The following is a 19871-nucleotide window of genomic DNA, read 5'->3' as shown; positions in this document are numbered from 1 at the left end:
CAGTTCGGTCCCTATCTGTCGTGGGCGTAGGAAATTTGAGAGGAGCTGTCCTTAGTACGAGAGGACCGGGATGGACGTACCGCTGGTGTACCAGTTGTTCCGCCAGGAGCACCGCTGGGTAGCTATGTACGGAAGGGATAAGCGCTGAAAGCATCTAAGCGTGAAGCCCCCCTCAAGATGAGATTTCCCAATTAGTAAGACCCCTTGAAGACGACGAGGTAGATAGGTTGGGGGTGGAAGTGCAGTAATGCATGGAGCTGACCAATACTAATCGGTCGAGGGCTTATCCTAAAATAAAACGCAAATGAGTTTCGGATCCAGTTTTCAGGGTGTAACCTTGAAATTGCGCTTGATATTCCAAATCACTTTGTTGATTTAAAGAATAACTTGCGGAATTTTGCTAAGCGAGTCCATTTATATGGAGAGATACCCAAGTGGCTATAAGGGGACCCTCTGCTAAGGGGTTAGACTGCGAAAGTGGTGCGAGGGTTCGAATCCCTCTCTCTCCGCCATTTAGGACAAGCTAGCGAAATATTATGTTATGGCGGTGTAGCTCAGCTGGCTAGAGCGTACGGTTCATACCCGTGAGGTCGGGGGTTCGATCCCCTCCGCCGCTACCATACATACCCAGGAGGCTTAGCTCAGCTGGGAGAGCATCTGCCTTACAAGCAGAGGGTCGGGGGTTCGATCCCCTCAGCCTCCACCATTGTGCCGGTGTAGCTCAACTGGTAGAGCAACTGACTTGTAATCAGTAGGTTGGGGGTTCAAGTCCTCTCGCCGGCACCATTTTTGAATTTTGAAAAATCTAGGGAACTGTGGTGTAGAGGCCTAACATGCCTGCCTGTCACGCAGGAGATCGCGGGTTCGAATCCCGTCAGTTCCGCCATTTTTCAATTCAATAGTTTTTCCGTACTAAAGTGGGAAGGGGTATCCCTCCGCACTTTATTTTTTTGTTAATGGGTATGGCTCGGTAGCTCAGTCGGTAGAGCAGAGGACTGAAAATCCTCGTGTCGGCGGTTCGATTCCGTCCCGAGCCACCTTTATATGGAGGATTAGCGAAGTGGCCAAACGCATCAGACTGTAAATCTGCTCCCTTACGGGTTCGGTGGTTCGAATCCATCATCCTCCACCAGTTTTACGAGCCATTAGCTCAGTTGGTAGAGCACCTGACTTTTAATCAGGGTGTCGAAGGTTCGAGTCCTTCATGGCTCATCAGAAGTCATCAACTATAGGTTGATGGCTTTTTTTGTATTGTTTTAAGTTATGTTTTTATATAGCTTTTTTATTTTACGGTATCGACAGGTTATAATGAGTTCATTATGTTCGCTCAGTGCTTATTCTATATTCTAAAAAAAGTGAAGTGGTGATCGCGTGACTCTGGATACAGAATGGATTCAGCAACAGCTTCAGAATATTATTCAAGCGCCTTTTACCATAGTGCCTTGGTGCCCGGAAGTGATGGCAGAGGGAGAGACAGCCGATTCAGTTATTCCGGATAGATCGTTTGTCCGTGACAACAAGTTATATTTTCCGTTTCGTGCGTCGGCAGGTGAACTGGCTGCCTTTGTGGTAGAGGCCAGATATTTGACGGATCGAGAACGGAAACTGGTAGAAGCGCTATTGGGGAACATGGAGCAGGTCTGGCAGAACGGTCCACAATTGTCGGACAACCCGATTTATAGCGAGGAAGAGCGGATGAATCGTTTTGGACAATGGCTCATACAGCAGGCTGCCAATTTAAACAGGGAAGAAGAGGTTCCTGATGAATTGCAGCTTCGTGATTCGCTATCAGCGTGTATGGTTCCGATTTTACTGAATGGCGAGGGAACACAGGAGGGGGCTATTACTTATACGCAGCTTCATCGATTGTTCGCGAGCTATTTTGGAGGGGATGTGTTACTTACTCCATTGGACGAACAGTCTTGGCTGATTATGGCTAAAAAGGAGCTTTTATTAGGAGCTGACGATGAACGGGATAAAGACACTGAGTCCAGGGATGCAGATTTTACGGAATCGCTGGAGGAGGTTCTTACGGCTTTTAGCTTGGGCCTATATGAGCTTATTGCGAATGAGTGGGTGGGTGTATTCCATTTGGCGGTTTCTAAGCCTTCGATCCCTTTGCAAAGTCTTCCCCAAGAGCTGAATTTGTTATGGGAGACGATACATCTGGGCAAGATTTTTCATGTAACAGAGCACATCCACTTTTCATGGGAGCTTCATTTAGAAAGGCTGTTAAACCGCATTCCCAAGGAACAACGCGTACTATTTTTAGAGCAGGTAATGAAATCATCTGTCATACTGGAAGACTCAGAAACGATGGCTACATTAGATATCTTTTTTCAATTGGATTGTAATGTGAGTGAGACAGCTAAGCGTCTGTATGTGCATCGAAATACGTTGATTTACCGTTTGGATAAGATCAAACAGGAGACCGGATTGGACGTGCGGACGTTTAATGATGCGGTTTTGGTCAAGCTCTATCTCCTATTGTACAAAGTGACAAAAAGGAAATAGCATCTTTGTGCAGTTTGCGAATAGCCACGCTACAAGGACTAGGGTAAGATACAAGTAAGAAATGTATTCGATTTCATAACTCGATCTTAGGAGGCAAAAGCTATGGCTGGTGTACGTTTAGAGCATATTTTCAAGCAATATCCGGGTGCAGATAAAGCTACGGTTGTTGATGTCAATTTGGACATTCGAGATAAAGAATTCCTCGTATTGGTTGGTCCCTCCGGTTGCGGGAAGTCTACTACACTTCGTATGATTGCTGGTCTGGAGGAAATTTCAGATGGTAAATTGTACATTGGGGATCGTGTTGTGAACGACGTGGCTCCAAAGGACCGCGATATCGCGATGGTATTCCAATCCTACGCCCTGTATCCGCACATGAGCGTGTACCAGAACATGGCGTTCGGTCTGAAACTGCGCAAAGTTAAGAAAGAAGAAATCGACAAGAAAGTACGCGAAGCTGCCAAAATACTCGATATCGAGCACTTGCTGGAACGTAAACCTAAGGCGCTGTCCGGTGGTCAACGCCAACGTGTCGCTCTGGGCCGTGCGATTGTCCGCGATCCTCAAGTCTTCCTGATGGATGAGCCGCTCTCCAACTTGGATGCTAAACTTCGTGGTCAAATGCGTGCTGAAATCACTAAACTGGTTAAACGCCTTGAAACCACTTGTATCTATGTAACACATGACCAAATTGAAGCCATGACGATGGGTGATCGGATTGTCGTTATGAAGGATGGTATCATTCAACAAGCTGCATCCCCGGATGAACTGTACAACCGTCCAGTGAATCTGTTCGTTGCTGGTTTTATCGGCTCTCCTACGATGAACTTTATCACAGGTCAGCTGGTTGAAAAAGAAGGTGCATTGCATTTTACTGCGCCGGGTCTGGATCTGTTCGTACCAGAAGGTAAAGGACAGATTTTAAAAGCGAAGGGCTATATCGGCAAAGATGTGATCTTGGGTATCCGTCCTGAGGATATTCATGAAGAGCCTGTATTCTTGGAGGCTTCTCCGAATACAATCTTTACATCCACTGTGGATGTAACAGAAAATCTCGGTCATGAAATGCTGTTGTACCTGAGCGGTGCCGGAAATGATACGATTATTGCCCGTGTAGACGGACGTTCCAATACTCGTGATGGTGTCAAAGCGAAGTTGGCTGTTGATATGAACAAGGTTCATATTTTTGATAAGGAATCGGAATTGAGTATTCTGGTTGGCGAATAAAATTTGCCTCTGGAAGAGAGTCGCAGTTTTCCCCAAGCGGAGAACTGCGACTCTTTTTGTATATCGCATACGGCTACTAGCTTCGGCATTGCATTCATTGGAAAATTCCGATACGATGGGTACAATGGTACAGGTCTAGATGCAGGCAAGGTTCGTTGGCAAGGGTCCTAGATGGGATCAATCCAGCTGTCGGAATAGAGTTAGCCTGGAACCATAGTGTTAAATCAAATGGAGTGTGGATTGATGCAGTGCAGCATAGACTGGCGTTGGGCTGTATGGTTAATAGGGTAAAGCTACATAAATCAAATGACGTATAGAATCCGGTGTTGCAGATGAAGGGGAGAATACAATGGCTAAACAGGTAAAGGTATCCGAGCTTGTACAGCAGTTTCAAATGGAAGTTATTTCTGGTGAAAAAGGTCTGCGAAGACTGATCACAGTGGATGATTTGAATCGCCCAGGTCTGGAGATGGCCGGGTATTTTGAATATCATACACAGGAGCGGGTACAGCTTCTGGGAAGGTCTGAGTTGGCTTTTCTGGGGATGCTGCCTCCTGAGGAGCGACGGGATCGGATGGAGCGTCTGTGTACAGAGCTGACTCCATGTATTATCATCACACGTGGTCTGGAGGTACCGGCTGAGTTAGTGGAGGCGAGCGCAGAGCGAGATATTCCTGTACTGCGTACTAATATGGCGACGACGATTTTATCAAGCCGCATCACAGGCTTTCTCGAAAGAAAGCTGGCTCCTACGGCGACCATTCATGGTGTACTGTGTGACGTGTATGGCGTGGGAATGCTTATCACAGGAAGTAGCGGAATTGGTAAAAGTGAAACGGCACTGGAACTTGTTAAACGTGGACATCGCTTGGTAGCAGATGATGCGGTAGAAATTCGGCAAACGTCCGATTTTCAGCTGCATGGTACAGCACCTGAGCTGATACGTCACCTGTTGGAAATTCGTGGCGTGGGCATTATTAATGTGATGACGCTGTTTGGGGCCGGTGCAGTTCGTAATAACAAGCGGATTACATTGGTTGTTCGTCTGGAGGCATGGCAGCAGGACAAGCAGTATGATCGTCTTGGTCTCGATGAGGAAACGACACGCATTATTGATACAGATGTTCCACTGGTTACAATCCCAGTTCGTCCGGGCCGAAACTTGGCTGTTATTATCGAGGTGGCGGCGATGAACTATCGTTTGAAACAAATGGGCGTTAATGCAGCCCTGCAATTTACAAACAAGCTGACTGCTACGATTTCTGAAGATATGGAAGAGATGGATTAAGGTTTGTTCGTTTGCAAGGAAGAACGAGGAGTGAGAGAAACATATGTCAACGGCAACATTACTGCTGAATCCGATCGCTTTTTCAATCGGGGCAATCAAGGTCCACTGGTATGGGCTTATTTTGGGGCTGGCGGCGCTTGTGGGTTTATATCTCGCCATCCGTGAAGGAAAAAGATTCGGTATTCCGCAGGACTTTTTTATGGATATGCTGCTTCTGGGTGTTCCATCAGCTATTATTGGAGCGCGTATTTATTATGTAGCCTTCAAATGGGAAGACTACCGAGATAATCTATGGGATGTTTTCAAAATTTGGAACGGCGGTATTGCGATATACGGTGCCTTGATCGGGGCCATTATATGTGCGGTCATTTATTTCCGGTATAAAGGGTATAACTTCTGGCGTATCGCTGATATTTGTGCACCAGGCCTACTGATCGGTCAAGCGATTGGACGCTGGGGTAATTTTGTCAATCAGGAAGCCTACGGTGGACCGACGGAAGAAACATTTTTGCGAAATCAGCTCCATCTGCCGGATTTCATTGTGAATCAGATGAACGTTAACGGGGTTTTCCATCACCCTACATTTTTATATGAATCACTGTGGAGTATTGTCGGTGTGATTTTGCTGCTCGTCATTCGTCGTATGAAATTTGTACGTGCAGGCGAAATGTTTGCGTTTTACTTCATTTGGTACTCGATTGGCCGCTTTTTCATCGAGCGTGTACGGACGGATAGTTTGGCTTTTCAGGGACCAGATTGGCTGGCTTCCTTTGTGAATGCTTTGTGGTCTCCTATGGTGTGGTTAGGGTTTGAACCAGGGCATCTGGACCCGAGTTACGGTAATGTACGGATCTCGCAATTGCTGCCTATTTTCATTGTGGTAGCCGCCGTGATTTTCATTTTGGTTCGTCGCCGGAAGGGCACATCTGTTGCTCGGTATAGCGATCCGATTATCTCCAGCAAAGCGGGGATTGATCAGGTACCTGACGTGACGCCAGAACAGGTATCCCGTCCAGGACAGGGCGCGGTTCCTCCAACAGCTACGACGGATAAGCTACCTAAGGAAGACACGGACGAGGACAAGAAGGAGCATCTATGATAAATACGATTTTGTTTGATTTAGACGGCACCATCATGGATACGAATGAGTTGATTATCAGCACATTTCTACACATTTTGAATCATCCGGATGCTGATCCGCTGACGCGGGAGCATATTATTCCTCATATGGGTGGAACGCTGGACGATCAACTCCGTACTTTTTCGGGATTAACGGATGTATCTGGGTTAGTTAAGGACTACCGTGCTTATAATCAGATTCATCATGATCAAATGGTGAAGCCATTTCCATATGTCATTGAGGTTATTCAGGAGTTGCGTGCGCGAGGAATTAAGCTGGGGGTTGTGACAACCAAAATACGACCATCCACGTTACGTGTACTTAACCTGTTCAATCTGACCTCCTCTATGGACTATATTGTGACGGTAGACGATGTGGAGCATCCAAAGCCACACGCTGAGCCAGTGCTCAAGGCATTGGCAGGTTTGAATGCTGAAGCAGAGCATACATTGATGGTCGGAGACAGTTCTTTTGATATTTTGTCAGCTCAGGCAGCAGGTGTGAAATCGGCTGGTGTAGCTTGGTCGCTCAAGGGTGAGGAAACTCTGCGCGGATATGGGCCAGACTACATGTTGCATGATATGCGGGATTTGCTGAAGCTGGAGCTTCAAGGTGTCAATGTATCGTGAGAAAGGTGAACCGCTATCCTGTAGAAGGTCCCAATGCGTTGTGGCAGATTTATCGGACGGTGAGCCGCTGGAAAGGCATTAAGAACTTTATTTTTATACAGATTGCCCGGTATTGTCCTGTGCTTTCTCTGAAAAACGTCATTTACCGCAGAATGCTGGGGATGAAGGTGGGGCAACATGCGGCCTTCGGCCTGATGGTGATGGTAGATGTTTTTTTTCCGGAGCATATTACGATAGGGAACAATTCGGTCATTGGATATAACACGACGATACTGGCTCACGAATACCTCATAGAGGAGTATCGTATCGGTAAAGTGGTGATTGGTGATCATGTGTTGATCGGCGCCAACACAACCATTTTGCCGGGTGTGACCATCGGTGACGGAGCTATCGTAGCGGCCGGAGCGGTCGTGCATAAAGACGTGCCCGCAGGTGCATTTGTGGGTGGCAATCCGTTACGTGATTTAAGACGCTCTGGTGTGAATGAGCAGTAAATAGCACAATAGAAAGGCCCCTTATGTATTAAGGGGTCTTTCTTGCATTGTTTTTCTGTATAATAAGTGGGGTAATGCATGTTAATTATGTTTAAAAATTGATAACAGACATATTTGCAAGGCGATATGGGAGCGTGTTGATTTGGTCAAAAAAGAACGTATACCAGAGCTTGATATTTACCGGGGAATATTAATTGCAGCCGTTGTTACCATTCATGCGACTTCAATGGCTTTAATTGATGCGCGTCATTCTCTATTGTTTTATCCTTTTTTATTTTTAAATGTGTTTAGTAGCTTTGCAGTGCCCGTATTTATTTTTGTGAGCGGGTTTGTTTTATTTTACAATTATGTTGATAGGCCGCTTCGTGGTAAGAATATGCTTATATTTTTCCGAAAAAGACTGATGTTTATTGTGTTACCGTACGTTTTGTTTTCTCTTGTGTATTATTTGACCTTGGTAACACGTGGGTTGATGCCGCTCAGTGATCTTCCGCTCGTGCTGTTAACGGGAAAGGCATACACGCATTTGTATTATGTCATCATCATCATCCAATTTTATTTGGTCTTTCCGCTGTTGCTGTGGGGAGTGCAGCGTTTACGCCATTCGATATCGAGCCCACGGAGAGCGGCCTTTGTCATTTTGATAGTAGGGTTAGTCATTCAATGGGGGTTTGTATTGCTGAACAAATACGTTTGGCAAGAGGAAAGAGGAAGTCTTGCGATTACGTATATCAGTTATTTTGCCTTGGGTGCAGCTGTAGCAATTGGATATGAAGGGTTTAAAAAGTGGCTTTTACCGGTGTCAGGTACGGCAATTAGTCGCAGTCAGTTGATCAGTTGGTGGGGCTTGTGGGTGGCTTGGCTACTCCTGGGTATAGCTTATGTGCAAATATGGTTTGTAGCATACCGCAAAGCCATCTATGCAGACTCGCTGATCTATGAACTGCTCCATAATGCATATGCCCTCGTCTCTGCGCTGGTGCTGTTTCAGTTCTCGGTCTTATTATATCGTCATACTAACGATAGGCTGCGAATGTTAATCAGTTGGCTGGGGGCATGCTCATTCGGCATTTATTTACTTCACCCAGCGTTATTGCGGGTGTATCGCAAGTTGGATTTCCAAGGAACGCCGGTAGAATATATCTTCTCTGTTGCGGGTGGATGGTTGTTGGCGCTGTTTGGCTCATGGCTGATTGTGACGTTGTGTTTTCGATATGTACCATTTGCATGGATCGGTTTGGGCACGGTTCCAAAGTTTCCTTCCCGGAGTAAAGATGAACAGATAAATAGCTAAATATTTTGATTTGGACTGTTAGCTTAAAGCTGGCAGTCTTTTTTTAGAGTACAGAATTTATAAGTTTTCAGTGGAGCTGAACAACTCTATATGCACAAAAATTACCGTAAGCGCGGTCTTGCTCCGGAGAATACGTTGATAGATGTTTTTCATATAGGATTCATGTATTTTGCATTGGATAAAATATAGAGAGGGGCAGCCACTTGGCTAATCCGTAAAAAAGGGCTGCGCCGTTCGGTTGACGTTCACAAGTAGGGCATGATAATATATCGAATATACTTTAGTTTGTTAGCACTTTACCATGATAAAGATATTGTGAAATCATGAGGTGATAGAGATGTCTAAGCCAAAAGGATTTGAGATCCCTGTAGGGGTTCGAGATTATCTTCCGCGTGCAGTGTCGAAGCTGCGGGCCATTGAACTGAATGTACTCGAATGCATGGAGCGTTGGGGTTACCGCCAGATTATGACGCCTACGATGGAATACTACGATACGGTGGGAGTGGCTAGTTCTACTTCCGATCGGAAGCTGTTTAAATTGCTCAATAACCGGGGAACCACGTTGGTGCTGCGATCGGATATGACCGCTCCGATTGCACGGGTGGTATCTTCGTTGCTAAAGGAAGAGGAAGTACCACTCCGACTTTCCTATCACGCAAATGTATTTCGGGCGATTGAGGAAGAAGCAGGAAGAGAAGCGGAGTTTTTTCAGACGGGTGTGGAGCTGGTGGGTGATGATTCGCCTGAGGCTGATGCAGAAGTTGTAGCATTGGCAATTGCATCATTACAGGCAGCAGGGGTGACCTCTTTTAAAATTGCGATGGGACATGTGGGATTCCTGAACGGCTTATTTGAGGAAATCATTCCAGGCCGTCAGGCTGAACAACAAGCGCTAAAGGAACTGTTGCTCAGTCGTGATGTAGTGGGCTACCGAACAGCGATTGAAGCTTTGGGCTTGGCTCCCGAACATCGGGATAAGCTGGAAGCTATTCTTCGGTTGCGCGGTGGAAAAGAAATTTGTGACCAGGCTACCCGTCTTAGTGTGGAGCAGCAGACGATTCAATCCATTGCACATTTGTGCGAGGTGTGGGAAGTGCTGGAGGCTTACGGCGTATCTGAGCATGTGTTAATCGACCTTACCATGATCGGGGATTTCTCATATTATACAGGAATGACTTTTGAGGGCTATGCAGCGGAGATTGGGTTCCCGGTATGCAACGGAGGCCGCTATGACAATCTGCTTCAGCAGTTTGGTCGATCCGTACCTGCAACGGGATTTGCATTGAAGACGAACCGGATCGTCGATGGTGTGGATGGTATCCAAATGGAGACGAAGCTTCCTGTACTTATCCGTTATGACGCACAGGGACGCCAAGAGGCGTTATCCGCAGCGGCACAGCTACGCGCAATAGGCCTTACGGTAGTGACAGGGCTCACGGGCGGAACGGAAGATCGACGTCGTGAACAGCATGGCCTGTACGCAGAGGTATACAGCTATACAGCCGAAGGAAGACAGCCAGTACAAAGGAGAGAATTGCCATGACGGAAACGTTGAAGGTAGCCATGCCAAAGGGACGGATTTATAAGCAGGCTTCCGAGCTGTTTCGCCAAGCGGGGGTTCCGATTCCACTGGATGTGGACGAAACGCGTAAACTGGTCATTCCACTGCCTGAGCTAGGCATGGAATTTATTATGGCGAAGCCCGTCGATGTTCCTACGTACGTAGAGTATGGGGCGGCGGACATCGGCATCGTGGGCAAGGATGTTTTGCTGGAAGAAAACAAGGATGTGTATGAACTGCTGGATCTCGGGATTGCCCGTTGTCGGATGTCGGTGATTGCTTTACCAGATTGGCAGCCAGGTATTCGTCAGCGGGTCGCTACAAAATATCCGAATGTGGCTTCCCAGTATTTTCGGGAGCAAGGCCAGCAGGTGGAGGTTATTAAGCTGAATGGCTCCATTGAGCTGGCGCCGTTAATTGGTCTGGCAGACCGTATTGTTGATATGGTGGAAACGGGGCAAACCTTGCGGGAGAACGGATTAGTCGAGCAGATCAGCATACTGGATATTACCAGTCGTCTGATTGCCAATCGGGTCAGCTACCGGATGAAAAACGGCCCGATTCAGGCGTTGTGTGACCGATTGCATCAGGTGATTCCAAATGCGGTGGCACCCCGTGAATAAATGAACTAAAGGAATAAGCCAATGGTTACAGGGCATTCTGCAAGCTGCAAGTAAGGGGGAATGGACAAATGAAGATCGTATCAGCCCGTGATTTCAGCCTCCAACGGGAGGTGGATTACGGCACACCTGAGCAAAATGAGGCTGTGCGTACCATTATTCATTCGGTACGCCAAGAGGGGGATGAGGCTGTCCTGCGGTATACGCAATCGTTTGATGGTGTATCGCTGGTAGCAGAGCAACTTCGTGTGACGGAGGAAGAATTGAAGGCGGCATATGACAAGGTAGAGCCTTCTTTTTTACAGGCGATTCGAGAGGCGGCGGATAATATCCGTGCTTTTCACATGAAGCAAAAACGTAATTCGTGGATGGATTTACAGTCGGATGGTAGCTTGCTCGGCCAAATTATCCGACCGTTGAAACGTGTAGGCGTGTATGTTCCGGGTGGTAAAGCAGCCTATCCATCCTCGGTGCTGATGAATGTCATTCCCGCTCAGGTGGCTGGTGTACCGGAGATTGTCATGATGACACCCCCGGCGACAGGCGGCAAGGCAGGGATAGATCCATATACACTGGTAGCTGCGGCAGAGGCTGGTGTAACGGAAATATATAGGGTTGGCGGAGCGCAGGCGATTGCCTCTCTCGCTTACGGAACACATAGCATTGAACCAGTCGATAAAATTTGCGGTCCCGGCAACATTTATGTAGCGCTAGCGAAGCGCGAGGTGTACGGCGCGGTGGATATCGACAGTATAGCGGGACCAAGTGAAATTGTCGTGTTGGCTGACGACACGGCGAATGCCTCTTATGTAGCGGCTGACCTGCTTTCACAGGCGGAACATGACGAAATGGCCTCAGCCATACTGGTTACGCCCTCGCAACGCTTGGCCAAAGAAGTATCAGCTGAAGTACAGCGCCAATTGGCAGAGTTGCCGCGTAGAGATATTGCTGCTGCATCTGTGGAGGCATACGGGGCTATCATTGTCGTCGACACTTTGGAAGAGGGTATCCATATTGTAAACCAACTGGCACCAGAACATTTGGAAATTATGACAGAGCAGCCGATGGAGCATGTGGGTCTGATCGAAAACGCGGGAGCTATTTTCCTGGGAGCGTACAGCTCGGAGCCGGTAGGCGATTATTTTGCTGGACCTAACCACATTATCCCGACGAATGGAACGGCGCGGTTTTCTTCGCCAGTGGATATTGATGATTTTATCAAGAAGTCGAGTATGATCTATTACAGCAAGGAAGCACTGCTGCGCAATGGAGAGACGATTATGCAGCTTGCCCGCCATGAAGGACTGGAAGGTCACGCACGGGCGATACAAGTTCGATTGGACAATGAAAAGAAGGCGGTGGATGGCGATGGGGAACGAAAATAACGTAACAGGACGTACAGGCAGCGTCAGCCGGAAGACGAACGAAACGGATATTCAGCTATCTTTTGCAGTAGACGGCACAGGGCAAGCTGAGATTGAAACGGATGTTCCTTTTCTGAATCACATGCTGGATTTGTTCACCAAGCACGGACAATTTGATCTTAATGTACAGGCCAGAGGGGATGTTGATATCGACGATCATCATACCGTGGAGGACATTGGTATTTGTTTGGGGCAAACCTTACTGGAAGCGTTGGGTGATAAAAAAGGAATTAAGCGCTATGCCAGCGTCTTTGTACCGATGGATGAGGCGCTCGCGCAAGTTGTCATTGATCTGAGTAACCGACCCCATTTTGAGTATCGTGCGGAGTATCCATCACAGCAGGTAGGGAGCTTTTCGACAGAGCTGGTGCATGAATTTCTGTGGAAATTTGCGTTGGAGGCTCGCATGACGCTACACGTCATCGTTCACTACGGGCAAAATACCCACCATATGATTGAGGCGGTGTTCAAAGCACTGGGACGTGCACTGGATGAAGCGACCTCCATTGATCCGCGAGTGACGGGAGTGCCTTCAACGAAGGGAGTGCTGTAGTCCATGTCCATTGCCATTGTGGATTACGGCAGAGGCAATCTGCATAGTGTGAGCAAGGCGGTTGAGCGTCTTGGCTATGAGGCTGTAGTAACGGGAGATGCCCAAGTGATTCGTTCCTCCAGCGGTGTGATTTTGCCGGGTGTAGGGGCATTCGGGGACGCTATGGAGCATTTGCGTTCCAGCGGATTGGATCGGGTGATTCAGGAGGTTGCAAGCGCTGGACAACCGCTGCTCGGTGTTTGTCTAGGAATGCAACTGTTATTCACTCGTGGTGAAGAATACGGCAGTCACGAAGGGCTTAATATTTTACCAGGCGAGGTTATTCGGTTTGCTCCTGATCTGGGGGTTAAAGTGCCGCATATGGGCTGGAATCGTCTGCGTATGACTCAGCCGGATCACCCGATGTTACAGGGCTTGGAGGAAGGACATGTGTATTTTGTGCATTCCTATCATGCGAAGCCGGAGGTCGAAAGTGACCTGCTGGCGGTGACCGACTACGGTGGGCCCGTAACGGCTATCGTGGGCAGAGGCCATGTATATGGCATGCAGTTCCACCCAGAGAAAAGCGGGGAAATGGGGATGCAACTGCTTCGTCAGTTTTTGGAACTAGCGGAAGCGGAAAAGCGAGCGTAACGATTCGTGAGTCTGCAGTTGGAGGTACGCCAACTTTGGTCGTTGATTGATGTAAAGGCATATAGATGTTGAATAGCTCACAAGGGGGTCATACTTTGTTCACGATATACCCGGCGATTGATATTCGCGATGGCAAATGTGTACGACTGGTACAAGGAGATTATAACCAGGAGACGATATACAACGAAAACCCGGTGGAGGTTGCCCAAGAATGGGAGCGTTTGGGCGGCTCCTACATTCATTTGGTTGATTTGGACGGTGCTAAAGCAGGTCAACCGGTGAACGATGAACTCATTGGGCGCATCGCTTCTGCGGTGCAAGTGCCTGTACAAGTGGGTGGCGGCTTGCGTACACGAGAACATGTGGAGCGGCTGTTGTCGCTGGGCGTGAGCCGTGTGATCTTGGGCACGGCAGCGATTGAGGATCGTGCTTTTACGGAAGCGGTATTGGGTACCTACGGTGATCGGATCGCCATTGGTCTGGATGCACGTAATGGCTATGTGGCCACGCGCGGATGGCTTGAAACCTCGGAGGTTCGAGCGGACGAATTGGCTGCTGAGTTGGCCTCCAAGGGAGCGGAAACGTTCATTTTCACAGACATTTCCCGCGACGGAATGATGCAAGGCCCGAATGTGGAGGCAATCGTAGCGCTTGCGAAAAGCAGTGGACGAACCGTGATCGCTTCCGGCGGTGTCAGCAAGATGGACGATCTAATCACGCTGAGCACCTATGCGAAAGAGGGTGTAGGCGGTGCTATTGTGGGTAAGGCATTGTATACAGGCAGCATTGATTTACAGGTCGCCGTACAAGCTGTAGCAAAGGCATAGGGGGAGTAGGCATGCTGGCTAAACGTATTATTCCCTGCTTGGATGTAAAGGATGGCAGGGTGGTTAAGGGCGTTAATTTTGTGAACTTACGCGATGCAGGCGATCCGGTGGAATTGGCGGCGCTTTATGACCGGGAAGGGGCGGACGAAATCGTATTTCTGGATATTTCTGCTTCAGTTGAAGGGCGTGCCACCATGGAAGAAGTAGTTCGTCAGACAGCCGGGGAAATTGCCATTCCTTTCACCGTAGGTGGCGGGATATCTCATGTCGATGATATGAAACGCATTTTGCGTGCCGGAGCTGATAAAATAGGCGTAAATACGGCGGCTGTCCGTAACCCTCAGCTGATTGCGGAGGGTGCGCGCAGCTTTGGCTCACAATGTATCGTTGTTGCCATTGATGCCAAGTACAACGAGGCGTGGGGCGAGTGGGAAGTGTATACGCACGGAGGCCGCACGCCATCTGGTATCCGCGCCTTGGCCTGGGCCAAGGAAGCTGAGCAGTTGGGAGCCGGTGAGATTCTGCTGACCAGCATGAATGCGGACGGAACCAAGGACGGCTTTGACCTGCCACTGACTTCCGCGGTGTCGGATACCGTCGGGATTCCAGTTATCGCTTCTGGCGGAGCAGGCAAACAGGAGCATTTCTATGACGTGTTTACGGCGGGCAAAGCGGATGCTGGATTAGCAGCAACGATTTTTCACTATAAAGAAATAGGAATCCCTGAGCTAAAACGGGATTTGAAGCGCAGAGGAGTGGAGATACGATGAGCAACGAATTGAACCAACAGCTATCTCTGGAGCAGATATTGGATAATGTCCGCTGGAATGAGGCAGGTCTTGTCTCGGCGATTGTGCAGGATGATGCTACGCTTCAGGTGCTGACGCTGGCCTATATGAACCGCGAGTCGCTGAAACTATCTTTGGAGTCGGGAGAGACCTGGTTCTGGTCTCGTTCCAGACAGGAGCTGTGGCATAAGGGGGCTACTTCGGGGAATACGCAAAAAATCACCTCCATCCAGCTGGATTGTGACGGTGATGCCCTGTTGGTACGTGTCATTCCGAGTGGTCCTGCCTGTCATACAGGAGCAACGAGCTGCTTTTTTCGTGATATTTCCGCGCCAGGAACGGCTGTAGCACCTGTTGCAGGAAATGCAGGAGACCACACGCTGGTAAATGATGTTTCCAATGCTTCAGCAGACCGCTTTGAGGTGCTTGCCCAGCTGGAGGCGATTATTAAGGAGCGCGAAGAGACACGTCCTGAAGGGGCCTATACGACTTATCTTTTTGATAAAGGTGTAGATAAAATCTTGAAAAAGGTTGGCGAGGAAGCATCCGAGACAATCATTGCCGCCAAAAATAAAGATAATGACGAACTGCGCCTGGAGGTCAGCGATTTGATTTATCACCTGCTGGTGCTGTTGCAGGAGCGCAAGCTACCGCTCGATGACGTGCTGGCTGAGCTGAATCGCCGTCATGAACGTCCTCGTCGTGATTAGTACGGTTTGTTGTAGTGTTGAAAGGGGGAGGGTCGCATGAAAATCGACTATCATACGCATCACGCCCGCTGCGGGCATGCCATAGGGAGTCTGGAAGAGTATGTACAGCAGGGAATTCGGCTGGGTCTGGATCAGCTCGGCTTGTCCGATCACATGCCACTACTGCATGTAAAACCGGCTGACTATTACCCGGAAATGGCGATGCCTATGGAGGAGCTGCCCCGCTACGTGGAAGAATGTTTGGAACTGAAGGAACGTTTTAAAGGACAAATTGATATTCGTGTTGGCTTGGAAGGCGACTACATCGAGGGCTGGGAACGAGAAATCGAAGACATCATCACCGCGTATCCCTGGGATTATGTGATTGGTTCCGTCCACTTTCTCGGTGAATGGGATGTCACGGACTTCCGTCAGGTACACCATTGGGAAGGCAAAAATGTGCTTGAGGTGTACCGCACATATTATGATGCGGTTTCTAAGGCGGCAGCTACCGGTTTGTATGACATCATGGGTCATCTGGATGTCATTAAGCGCTTCGGCTATCATCCGAAGCCGGAGGAAATGGAGGAGCTGCGTGAACTGGAGCGCTCCGCACTCTCAGCCGTTGCCCGTAGCGGTCGGGCGATGGAACTGAATGCATCAGGGCTTTCGAAGCCCTGTGCCGAGATGTTCCCGAGCCGCCGCATGCTGGAAGAAGCTTTTACGCTAGGCATCCCGCTGACCGTAGGATCGGATGCTCATGATCCGGCGAAGCTGTCCGAGCACTTGGAGAAGGCACGCGCGCTTCTATATGAAGTCGGCTATCGCGAGCTTGCCGTATTTCAGCATCGCGAGCGCTCGCTGGTGCCGCTGACGCTTTAATTATTACGTTTATTGGGTCTAAGTATCATATCCAGTGGCTAGCCGAACGCTCCCTATTTATACAGGGAAAAAGCGCTCGGCTATTTAGCGTATTCTTGTATCTATATCTATCGGTATACGAGCATATATCCGTTTTTTGGAATGAGGTAGGATCGACTGTCAAGTCGTTTTGAAGTTGTGGTATACTGAAGGGTATGAACATGCCAGTTACTTTTAAAGGAGGTGCCTTGGTTATTTATGAAAGGGAAACATCTGCGAGTATCGGAACCTAGCCCTAAAATTATTGCTTTGCGTTTCGACGCATCTTTCTTTTTTGAGAAAGCTGTGCGCTCGCTTGATCGCAATCATTATGACAAGGCATTGAAATATTTTCGCAAAGCCGTTGAATATGAACCGGATAATCCGGTGAATCATTGCAATATGGCGGGTATATTATCAGAGATGGGGGATTATGCAGGTTCGAATGAGATCCTGTCCTCTGTTCTAAGTGACGTAGACTCGTCGATGACAGAGTGTTATTTCTATATGGCGAATAATTACGCTAATATGGAGCAGTTTGAAGAAGCGGAGAAAGCATTGGTCACGTACCTGGAGGAGGACGAAGAAGGCCAGTTTCTTGATGAAGCGGAGGAAATGATGGAGCTGCTCTATTATGAGCTGGACCGTCCAACGAAGCTGAACCGCATTAAGGCCCGGCAGGGAGTAGTAGAGCATGATCAGGCTCGTGTCCTGCTGGAGGAGGGGAAATTTGCTCAGGCAGCCCAGTTGCTCAAGCAAATTTCAGAGGAACAACCGGATATGTTCGCTGCGCGGAATAATCTGGCGCTGGCGTATTACTACATGGGATTGTTCCAAAATGCTAAGGCTACCATTATTCAAGTGCTGGAAGATGAGCCGGGTAATTTACACGCATTGTGCAACTTGGCGATCTTTTATCAGCACGAGGGCGGCGGCCCGGAATTGGATCGTCTGGTGCAGACTTTGGCGGTTACTATACCGTTTCAGGAGGAGCAGGTATTCAAGCTGGCGACCACTATGGGGATTCTCGGACGCCACGAGGAGGCCTACAGACATTTCCGCAGGTTGCTTCATGGCGATGGAGAGAACAATGCGGACGCTTCTTTGTACCATTACACGGCGGTAGCTGCCAGCAATACGGGAAGATATGCGGAAGCTCGGCGGTTGTGGAGTCATTTGCAAAAGCAGGATGCTTCCTCGGAAGTTCCGCGGTTTTTCCTGTCCCGACTGGAGGAACTCCAGCAGGAGGGTACACCGCTGCAAGTGCTCAGCTATCATTATCATCTCCCGTTTGAGGAGCAATTCCGCATGTGGGAGAAGTTTGGTGCTGACCAGGTGCCTGACAGCATGAAGAAGGACCCGCTAATCCGATCATCCTTCTTCTGGGCCTTGCGCCACGGGGACCGGGCGACTCAGCTTCAGGTCATTCAGGCGTTAAGCCTGATCGGTGATGATGAGGTGCGTCAGGCACTGGAGTCCTTCGTAGAAGACCCGGACCAGGAGGATGAGCTGAAACGTCGTGCCTTGCAAGTATTGCAAGAGCTGGCGGAGCAGGGTGAGCAGAAAATGTACCCGGAAACGGAACATTCTGATCAGTCGGAGGTTGAGAACGATCCGCATACAATTGAAGGTGATGTATCTGCTTCCCCAGTCGATCCACAATGGCAGGCAGTGCTGGATAAGGTACTGACCGTCATGAGCAAGCCATCAGATCCGGCCATGCAGCACGATTTGAAATCGCTTTGGCTGGAGTATTTGGATCGGCTCGCCCCGGAAGTTCCGATGGTTCAGCATACTGAGGGATGGGCAGCGGCGCTGGAATATTTGACAGCCAAAATGCATCATCATTCAGTCACCTATCAGGAAGTAGCCGATCGTTATGGTATTTCCGTATCGACCGTAAGCCGCTATGCACGCCAGATTGACAGCGTGTGTGGTATCAAACAGAAGCTGAAGCAGCCGCTCTCCACGTTTAAAAAGCAGGTCTGAGACCTGCTCCAAACATCACTTAAAGGAGGCAACAAACGTATGTATAAATCCATAATTATTGGTACAGGTCCTGCAGGCTACACAGCGGCTATTTATTTGGCACGCGCTAACATGAATCCGCTGATCATTGAAGGGATGCAGCCCGGTGGGCAGCTTACTACAACGACCGAAATTGAAAATTTCCCGGGTTTTGAGCAAGGTATCCTCGGGCCTGAACTGATGGATAATATGCGCAAGCAGGCTGAACGTTTTGGCGCTGAATTTACTTCCGGATGGGTAGAGGAAGTAGATTTCAGTAAACGCCCTTTTAAAGTGAAGGTAGAGGGTAAAGGTATCATTGAGGCGGAGTCGGTCATTATTGCTACAGGTGCGTCCGCCAAATATCTAGGCATTCCGGGTGAGCAGGACAATGTAGGTCGCGGAGTCAGCACGTGCGCAACTTGCGATGGCTTCTTTTTCCGCGGGAAAAAGATTGTCGTGGTTGGCGGTGGCGATTCAGCCATGGAGGAAGCGAGCTTCTTGACCCGTTTTGCTTCCAGTGTAACCTTGGTCCATCGTCGCGATGAGTTGCGGGCATCCAAAATTATGCAAGATCGTGCGCGTGAGAACGAAAAAGTACATTGGGCATTAAACCGGACTCCTCTTGAAGTTGTGACGGGAGAAGCAGGCTTAAAAGGTTTGAAGGTACACAATAATGAGACCAATCAGGATGAGCTGATTGAGGTAGATGGCGTGTTCGTAGCCATCGGGCATACACCGAACACAGGTTTCCTGAACGGACAAATTCATACCGATGAACACGGCTATATTGTAGTAAAGCCAGGCACAACGGAAACGAACATCCCCGGAGTTTTTGCCTGTGGGGACGTACAGGATAACCGTTACCGTCAAGCTATTACGGCTGCGGGAACGGGCTGTATGGCGGCTATGGACTGCGAGAAGTATCTCGAAGGCAGTGCTGTTCACGACTGGAGCGAAACACTGGATCAATAAAAGCGTGTCTATGGTACACAAAAAGGCTAACGGGAGAGCGAAGGAAACCTCTGTTATGCCGCATCTTTTGTTCAGGAAGAGAAAGCCTGCTGCGTTTGCACAGGCTTTCTCCTTTTTATGATTATAGAATTTATAAGTTTTCAGCGGAGCTGAACAATCTATAATCGCAAGAAAAATTTCCGTTAAGCGTGGTCTGGCTTCCTTGAAAGTACGTCAATAGACGTTTTTCTTATGGGTGCATGAGGTTAAAAATTCCGCTAATCGTACACTTTTCAACAAGGAAGTGTCCTTGACCGTAACGGGGGCTTCAATTATAGTTGGAACGTAG

At 48.7% G+C, this 19871-nt stretch carries 18 protein-coding genes, 8 tRNA genes and 1 rRNA gene; all 27 read left to right on the top strand.

Annotation, left to right across the window (positions count from 1 at the left end; all coding sequences use genetic code 11):
* Positions 1-291, top strand: a 23S ribosomal RNA gene (locus BM358_RS22350); the annotation flags it as partial.
* A 129-nt stretch (positions 292-420) separates the two neighbouring features.
* Positions 421-512: transfer RNA gene (locus tag BM358_RS22345), tRNA-Ser, on the top strand.
* Between the two features lie 31 nt (positions 513-543).
* Positions 544-620: transfer RNA gene (locus BM358_RS22340), tRNA-Met, on the top strand.
* Between the two features lie 10 nt (positions 621-630).
* A tRNA-Val gene (locus tag BM358_RS22335) sits at positions 631-706 on the top strand.
* 4 nt (positions 707-710) lie between these two features.
* Positions 711-786 (top strand) — tRNA-Thr (locus tag BM358_RS22330).
* A 23-nt stretch (positions 787-809) separates the two neighbouring features.
* Positions 810-886: transfer RNA gene (locus tag BM358_RS22325), tRNA-Asp, on the top strand.
* A 78-nt stretch (positions 887-964) separates the two neighbouring features.
* Positions 965-1037 (top strand) — tRNA-Phe (locus BM358_RS22320).
* A 9-nt stretch (positions 1038-1046) separates the two neighbouring features.
* Positions 1047-1132, top strand: a tRNA-Tyr gene (locus BM358_RS22315).
* A gap of 7 nt (positions 1133-1139) precedes the next feature.
* A tRNA-Lys gene (locus tag BM358_RS22310) sits at positions 1140-1212 on the top strand.
* Between the two features lie 159 nt (positions 1213-1371).
* Positions 1372-2514, top strand: coding sequence for a PucR family transcriptional regulator (locus BM358_RS22305; protein WP_028541866.1), 1143 nt, complete (start codon positions 1372-1374; stop codon positions 2512-2514).
* 102 nt (positions 2515-2616) lie between these two features.
* Positions 2617-3741, top strand: coding sequence for an ABC transporter ATP-binding protein (locus BM358_RS22300; protein WP_028541867.1), 1125 nt, complete (start codon positions 2617-2619; stop codon positions 3739-3741).
* Positions 3742-4090: 349 nt separating this feature from the next.
* The gene (hprK, locus tag BM358_RS22295) at positions 4091-5029 is read left to right on the top strand and encodes an HPr(Ser) kinase/phosphatase (RefSeq protein WP_013308232.1); all 939 of its coding nucleotides are present in this window, start codon (positions 4091-4093) and stop codon (positions 5027-5029) included.
* Positions 5030-5072: 43 nt separating this feature from the next.
* Complete coding sequence (gene lgt, locus BM358_RS22290; protein WP_023986466.1) at positions 5073-6128, top strand: prolipoprotein diacylglyceryl transferase; 1056 nt, start codon at positions 5073-5075, stop codon at positions 6126-6128.
* Complete coding sequence (gene ppaX, locus BM358_RS22285; protein WP_028541868.1) at positions 6125-6778, top strand: pyrophosphatase PpaX; 654 nt, start codon at positions 6125-6127, stop codon at positions 6776-6778. The genes lgt and ppaX overlap by 4 nt, the downstream gene beginning before the upstream one ends.
* Complete coding sequence (locus BM358_RS22280; RefSeq protein ID WP_028541869.1) at positions 6775-7272, top strand: acyltransferase; 498 nt, start codon at positions 6775-6777, stop codon at positions 7270-7272. Before ppaX ends, BM358_RS22280 begins: the two co-directional genes overlap by 4 nt.
* A gap of 142 nt (positions 7273-7414) precedes the next feature.
* Positions 7415-8566 carry an acyltransferase gene (locus tag BM358_RS22275; RefSeq protein ID WP_028541870.1) on the top strand — a complete coding sequence of 384 codons (1152 nt, stop codon included), beginning with the start codon at positions 7415-7417 and terminating at the stop codon, positions 8564-8566.
* 337 nt (positions 8567-8903) lie between these two features.
* The gene (locus BM358_RS22270; protein ID WP_028541871.1) at positions 8904-10109 is read left to right on the top strand and encodes an ATP phosphoribosyltransferase regulatory subunit; all 1206 of its coding nucleotides are present in this window, start codon (positions 8904-8906) and stop codon (positions 10107-10109) included.
* Positions 10106-10750: an ATP phosphoribosyltransferase gene (gene hisG, locus BM358_RS22265; protein WP_023986475.1), complete on the top strand. Its 645-nt coding sequence runs from the start codon at positions 10106-10108 to the stop codon at positions 10748-10750. The genes BM358_RS22270 and hisG overlap by 4 nt, the downstream gene beginning before the upstream one ends.
* Positions 10751-10818: 68 nt before the next feature.
* On the top strand, positions 10819-12132 hold the full coding sequence (gene hisD, locus BM358_RS22260; protein ID WP_028541872.1) for a histidinol dehydrogenase: 1314 nt from the start codon (positions 10819-10821) through the stop codon (positions 12130-12132).
* Positions 12116-12724, top strand: a complete 609-nt coding sequence (gene hisB / locus BM358_RS22255; protein WP_013308245.1) for an imidazoleglycerol-phosphate dehydratase HisB — start codon at positions 12116-12118, stop codon at positions 12722-12724. The genes hisD and hisB overlap by 17 nt, the downstream gene beginning before the upstream one ends.
* Before the next feature lie 3 nt (positions 12725-12727).
* The gene (gene hisH / locus BM358_RS22250) at positions 12728-13357 is read left to right on the top strand and encodes an imidazole glycerol phosphate synthase subunit HisH (RefSeq protein ID WP_028541873.1); all 630 of its coding nucleotides are present in this window, start codon (positions 12728-12730) and stop codon (positions 13355-13357) included.
* A 95-nt stretch (positions 13358-13452) separates the two neighbouring features.
* Positions 13453-14184, top strand: a complete 732-nt coding sequence (hisA, locus tag BM358_RS22245; RefSeq protein WP_023986478.1) for a 1-(5-phosphoribosyl)-5-[(5-phosphoribosylamino)methylideneamino]imidazole-4-carboxamide isomerase — start codon at positions 13453-13455, stop codon at positions 14182-14184.
* Between the two features lie 11 nt (positions 14185-14195).
* A complete protein-coding gene (gene hisF / locus BM358_RS22240; RefSeq protein WP_013308248.1) occupies positions 14196-14954 on the top strand; it encodes an imidazole glycerol phosphate synthase subunit HisF in 759 nt (252 codons plus the stop codon).
* Positions 14951-15682 (top strand): bifunctional phosphoribosyl-AMP cyclohydrolase/phosphoribosyl-ATP diphosphatase HisIE, encoded by a 732-nt coding sequence (hisIE, locus tag BM358_RS22235; RefSeq protein WP_028541874.1) that lies wholly within the window; start codon positions 14951-14953, stop codon positions 15680-15682. The genes hisF and hisIE overlap by 4 nt, the downstream gene beginning before the upstream one ends.
* Positions 15683-15718: 36 nt before the next feature.
* Complete coding sequence (gene hisJ / locus BM358_RS22230; protein ID WP_023986481.1) at positions 15719-16543, top strand: histidinol-phosphatase HisJ; 825 nt, start codon at positions 15719-15721, stop codon at positions 16541-16543.
* 237 nt (positions 16544-16780) lie between these two features.
* Positions 16781-18550, top strand: coding sequence for a tetratricopeptide repeat protein (locus tag BM358_RS22225; RefSeq protein ID WP_023986482.1), 1770 nt, complete (start codon positions 16781-16783; stop codon positions 18548-18550).
* A gap of 39 nt (positions 18551-18589) precedes the next feature.
* Positions 18590-19543, top strand: a complete 954-nt coding sequence (gene trxB, locus BM358_RS22220) for a thioredoxin-disulfide reductase (RefSeq protein WP_013308252.1) — start codon at positions 18590-18592, stop codon at positions 19541-19543.
* The last annotated feature ends 328 nt before the right edge of the window (positions 19544-19871 follow it).

The sequence above is a fragment of the Paenibacillus sp. cl130 genome, assembly GCF_900116035.1.
Taxonomy (GTDB): Bacteria; Bacillota; Bacilli; order Paenibacillales; family Paenibacillaceae; genus Paenibacillus; species Paenibacillus polymyxa_B.
Note: the sequence above shows the minus strand (reverse complement) of the source record. Positions and strands in the feature narration are given on the sequence as shown.

Coding starts and splice junctions, on each gene's coding strand:
- BM358_RS22300 (WP_028541867.1), top strand. CDS start 2,617: ATGGCTGGTGTACGTTTAGAGCATATTTTCAAGCAATATCCGGGTGCA.
- hprK (WP_013308232.1), top strand. CDS start 4,091: ATGGCTAAACAGGTAAAGGTATCCGAGCTTGTACAGCAGTTTCAAATG.
- lgt (WP_023986466.1), top strand. CDS start 5,073: ATGTCAACGGCAACATTACTGCTGAATCCGATCGCTTTTTCAATCGGG.
- ppaX (WP_028541868.1), top strand. CDS start 6,125: ATGATAAATACGATTTTGTTTGATTTAGACGGCACCATCATGGATACG.
- BM358_RS22270 (WP_028541871.1), top strand. CDS start 8,904: ATGTCTAAGCCAAAAGGATTTGAGATCCCTGTAGGGGTTCGAGATTAT.
- hisG (WP_023986475.1), top strand. CDS start 10,106: ATGACGGAAACGTTGAAGGTAGCCATGCCAAAGGGACGGATTTATAAG.
- hisD (WP_028541872.1), top strand. CDS start 10,819: ATGAAGATCGTATCAGCCCGTGATTTCAGCCTCCAACGGGAGGTGGAT.
- hisB (WP_013308245.1), top strand. CDS start 12,116: ATGGGGAACGAAAATAACGTAACAGGACGTACAGGCAGCGTCAGCCGG.
- hisH (WP_028541873.1), top strand. CDS start 12,728: ATGTCCATTGCCATTGTGGATTACGGCAGAGGCAATCTGCATAGTGTG.
- hisF (WP_013308248.1), top strand. CDS start 14,196: ATGCTGGCTAAACGTATTATTCCCTGCTTGGATGTAAAGGATGGCAGG.
- hisIE (WP_028541874.1), top strand. CDS start 14,951: ATGAGCAACGAATTGAACCAACAGCTATCTCTGGAGCAGATATTGGAT.
- hisJ (WP_023986481.1), top strand. CDS start 15,719: ATGAAAATCGACTATCATACGCATCACGCCCGCTGCGGGCATGCCATA.
- BM358_RS22225 (WP_023986482.1), top strand. CDS start 16,781: ATGAAAGGGAAACATCTGCGAGTATCGGAACCTAGCCCTAAAATTATT.
- trxB (WP_013308252.1), top strand. CDS start 18,590: ATGTATAAATCCATAATTATTGGTACAGGTCCTGCAGGCTACACAGCG.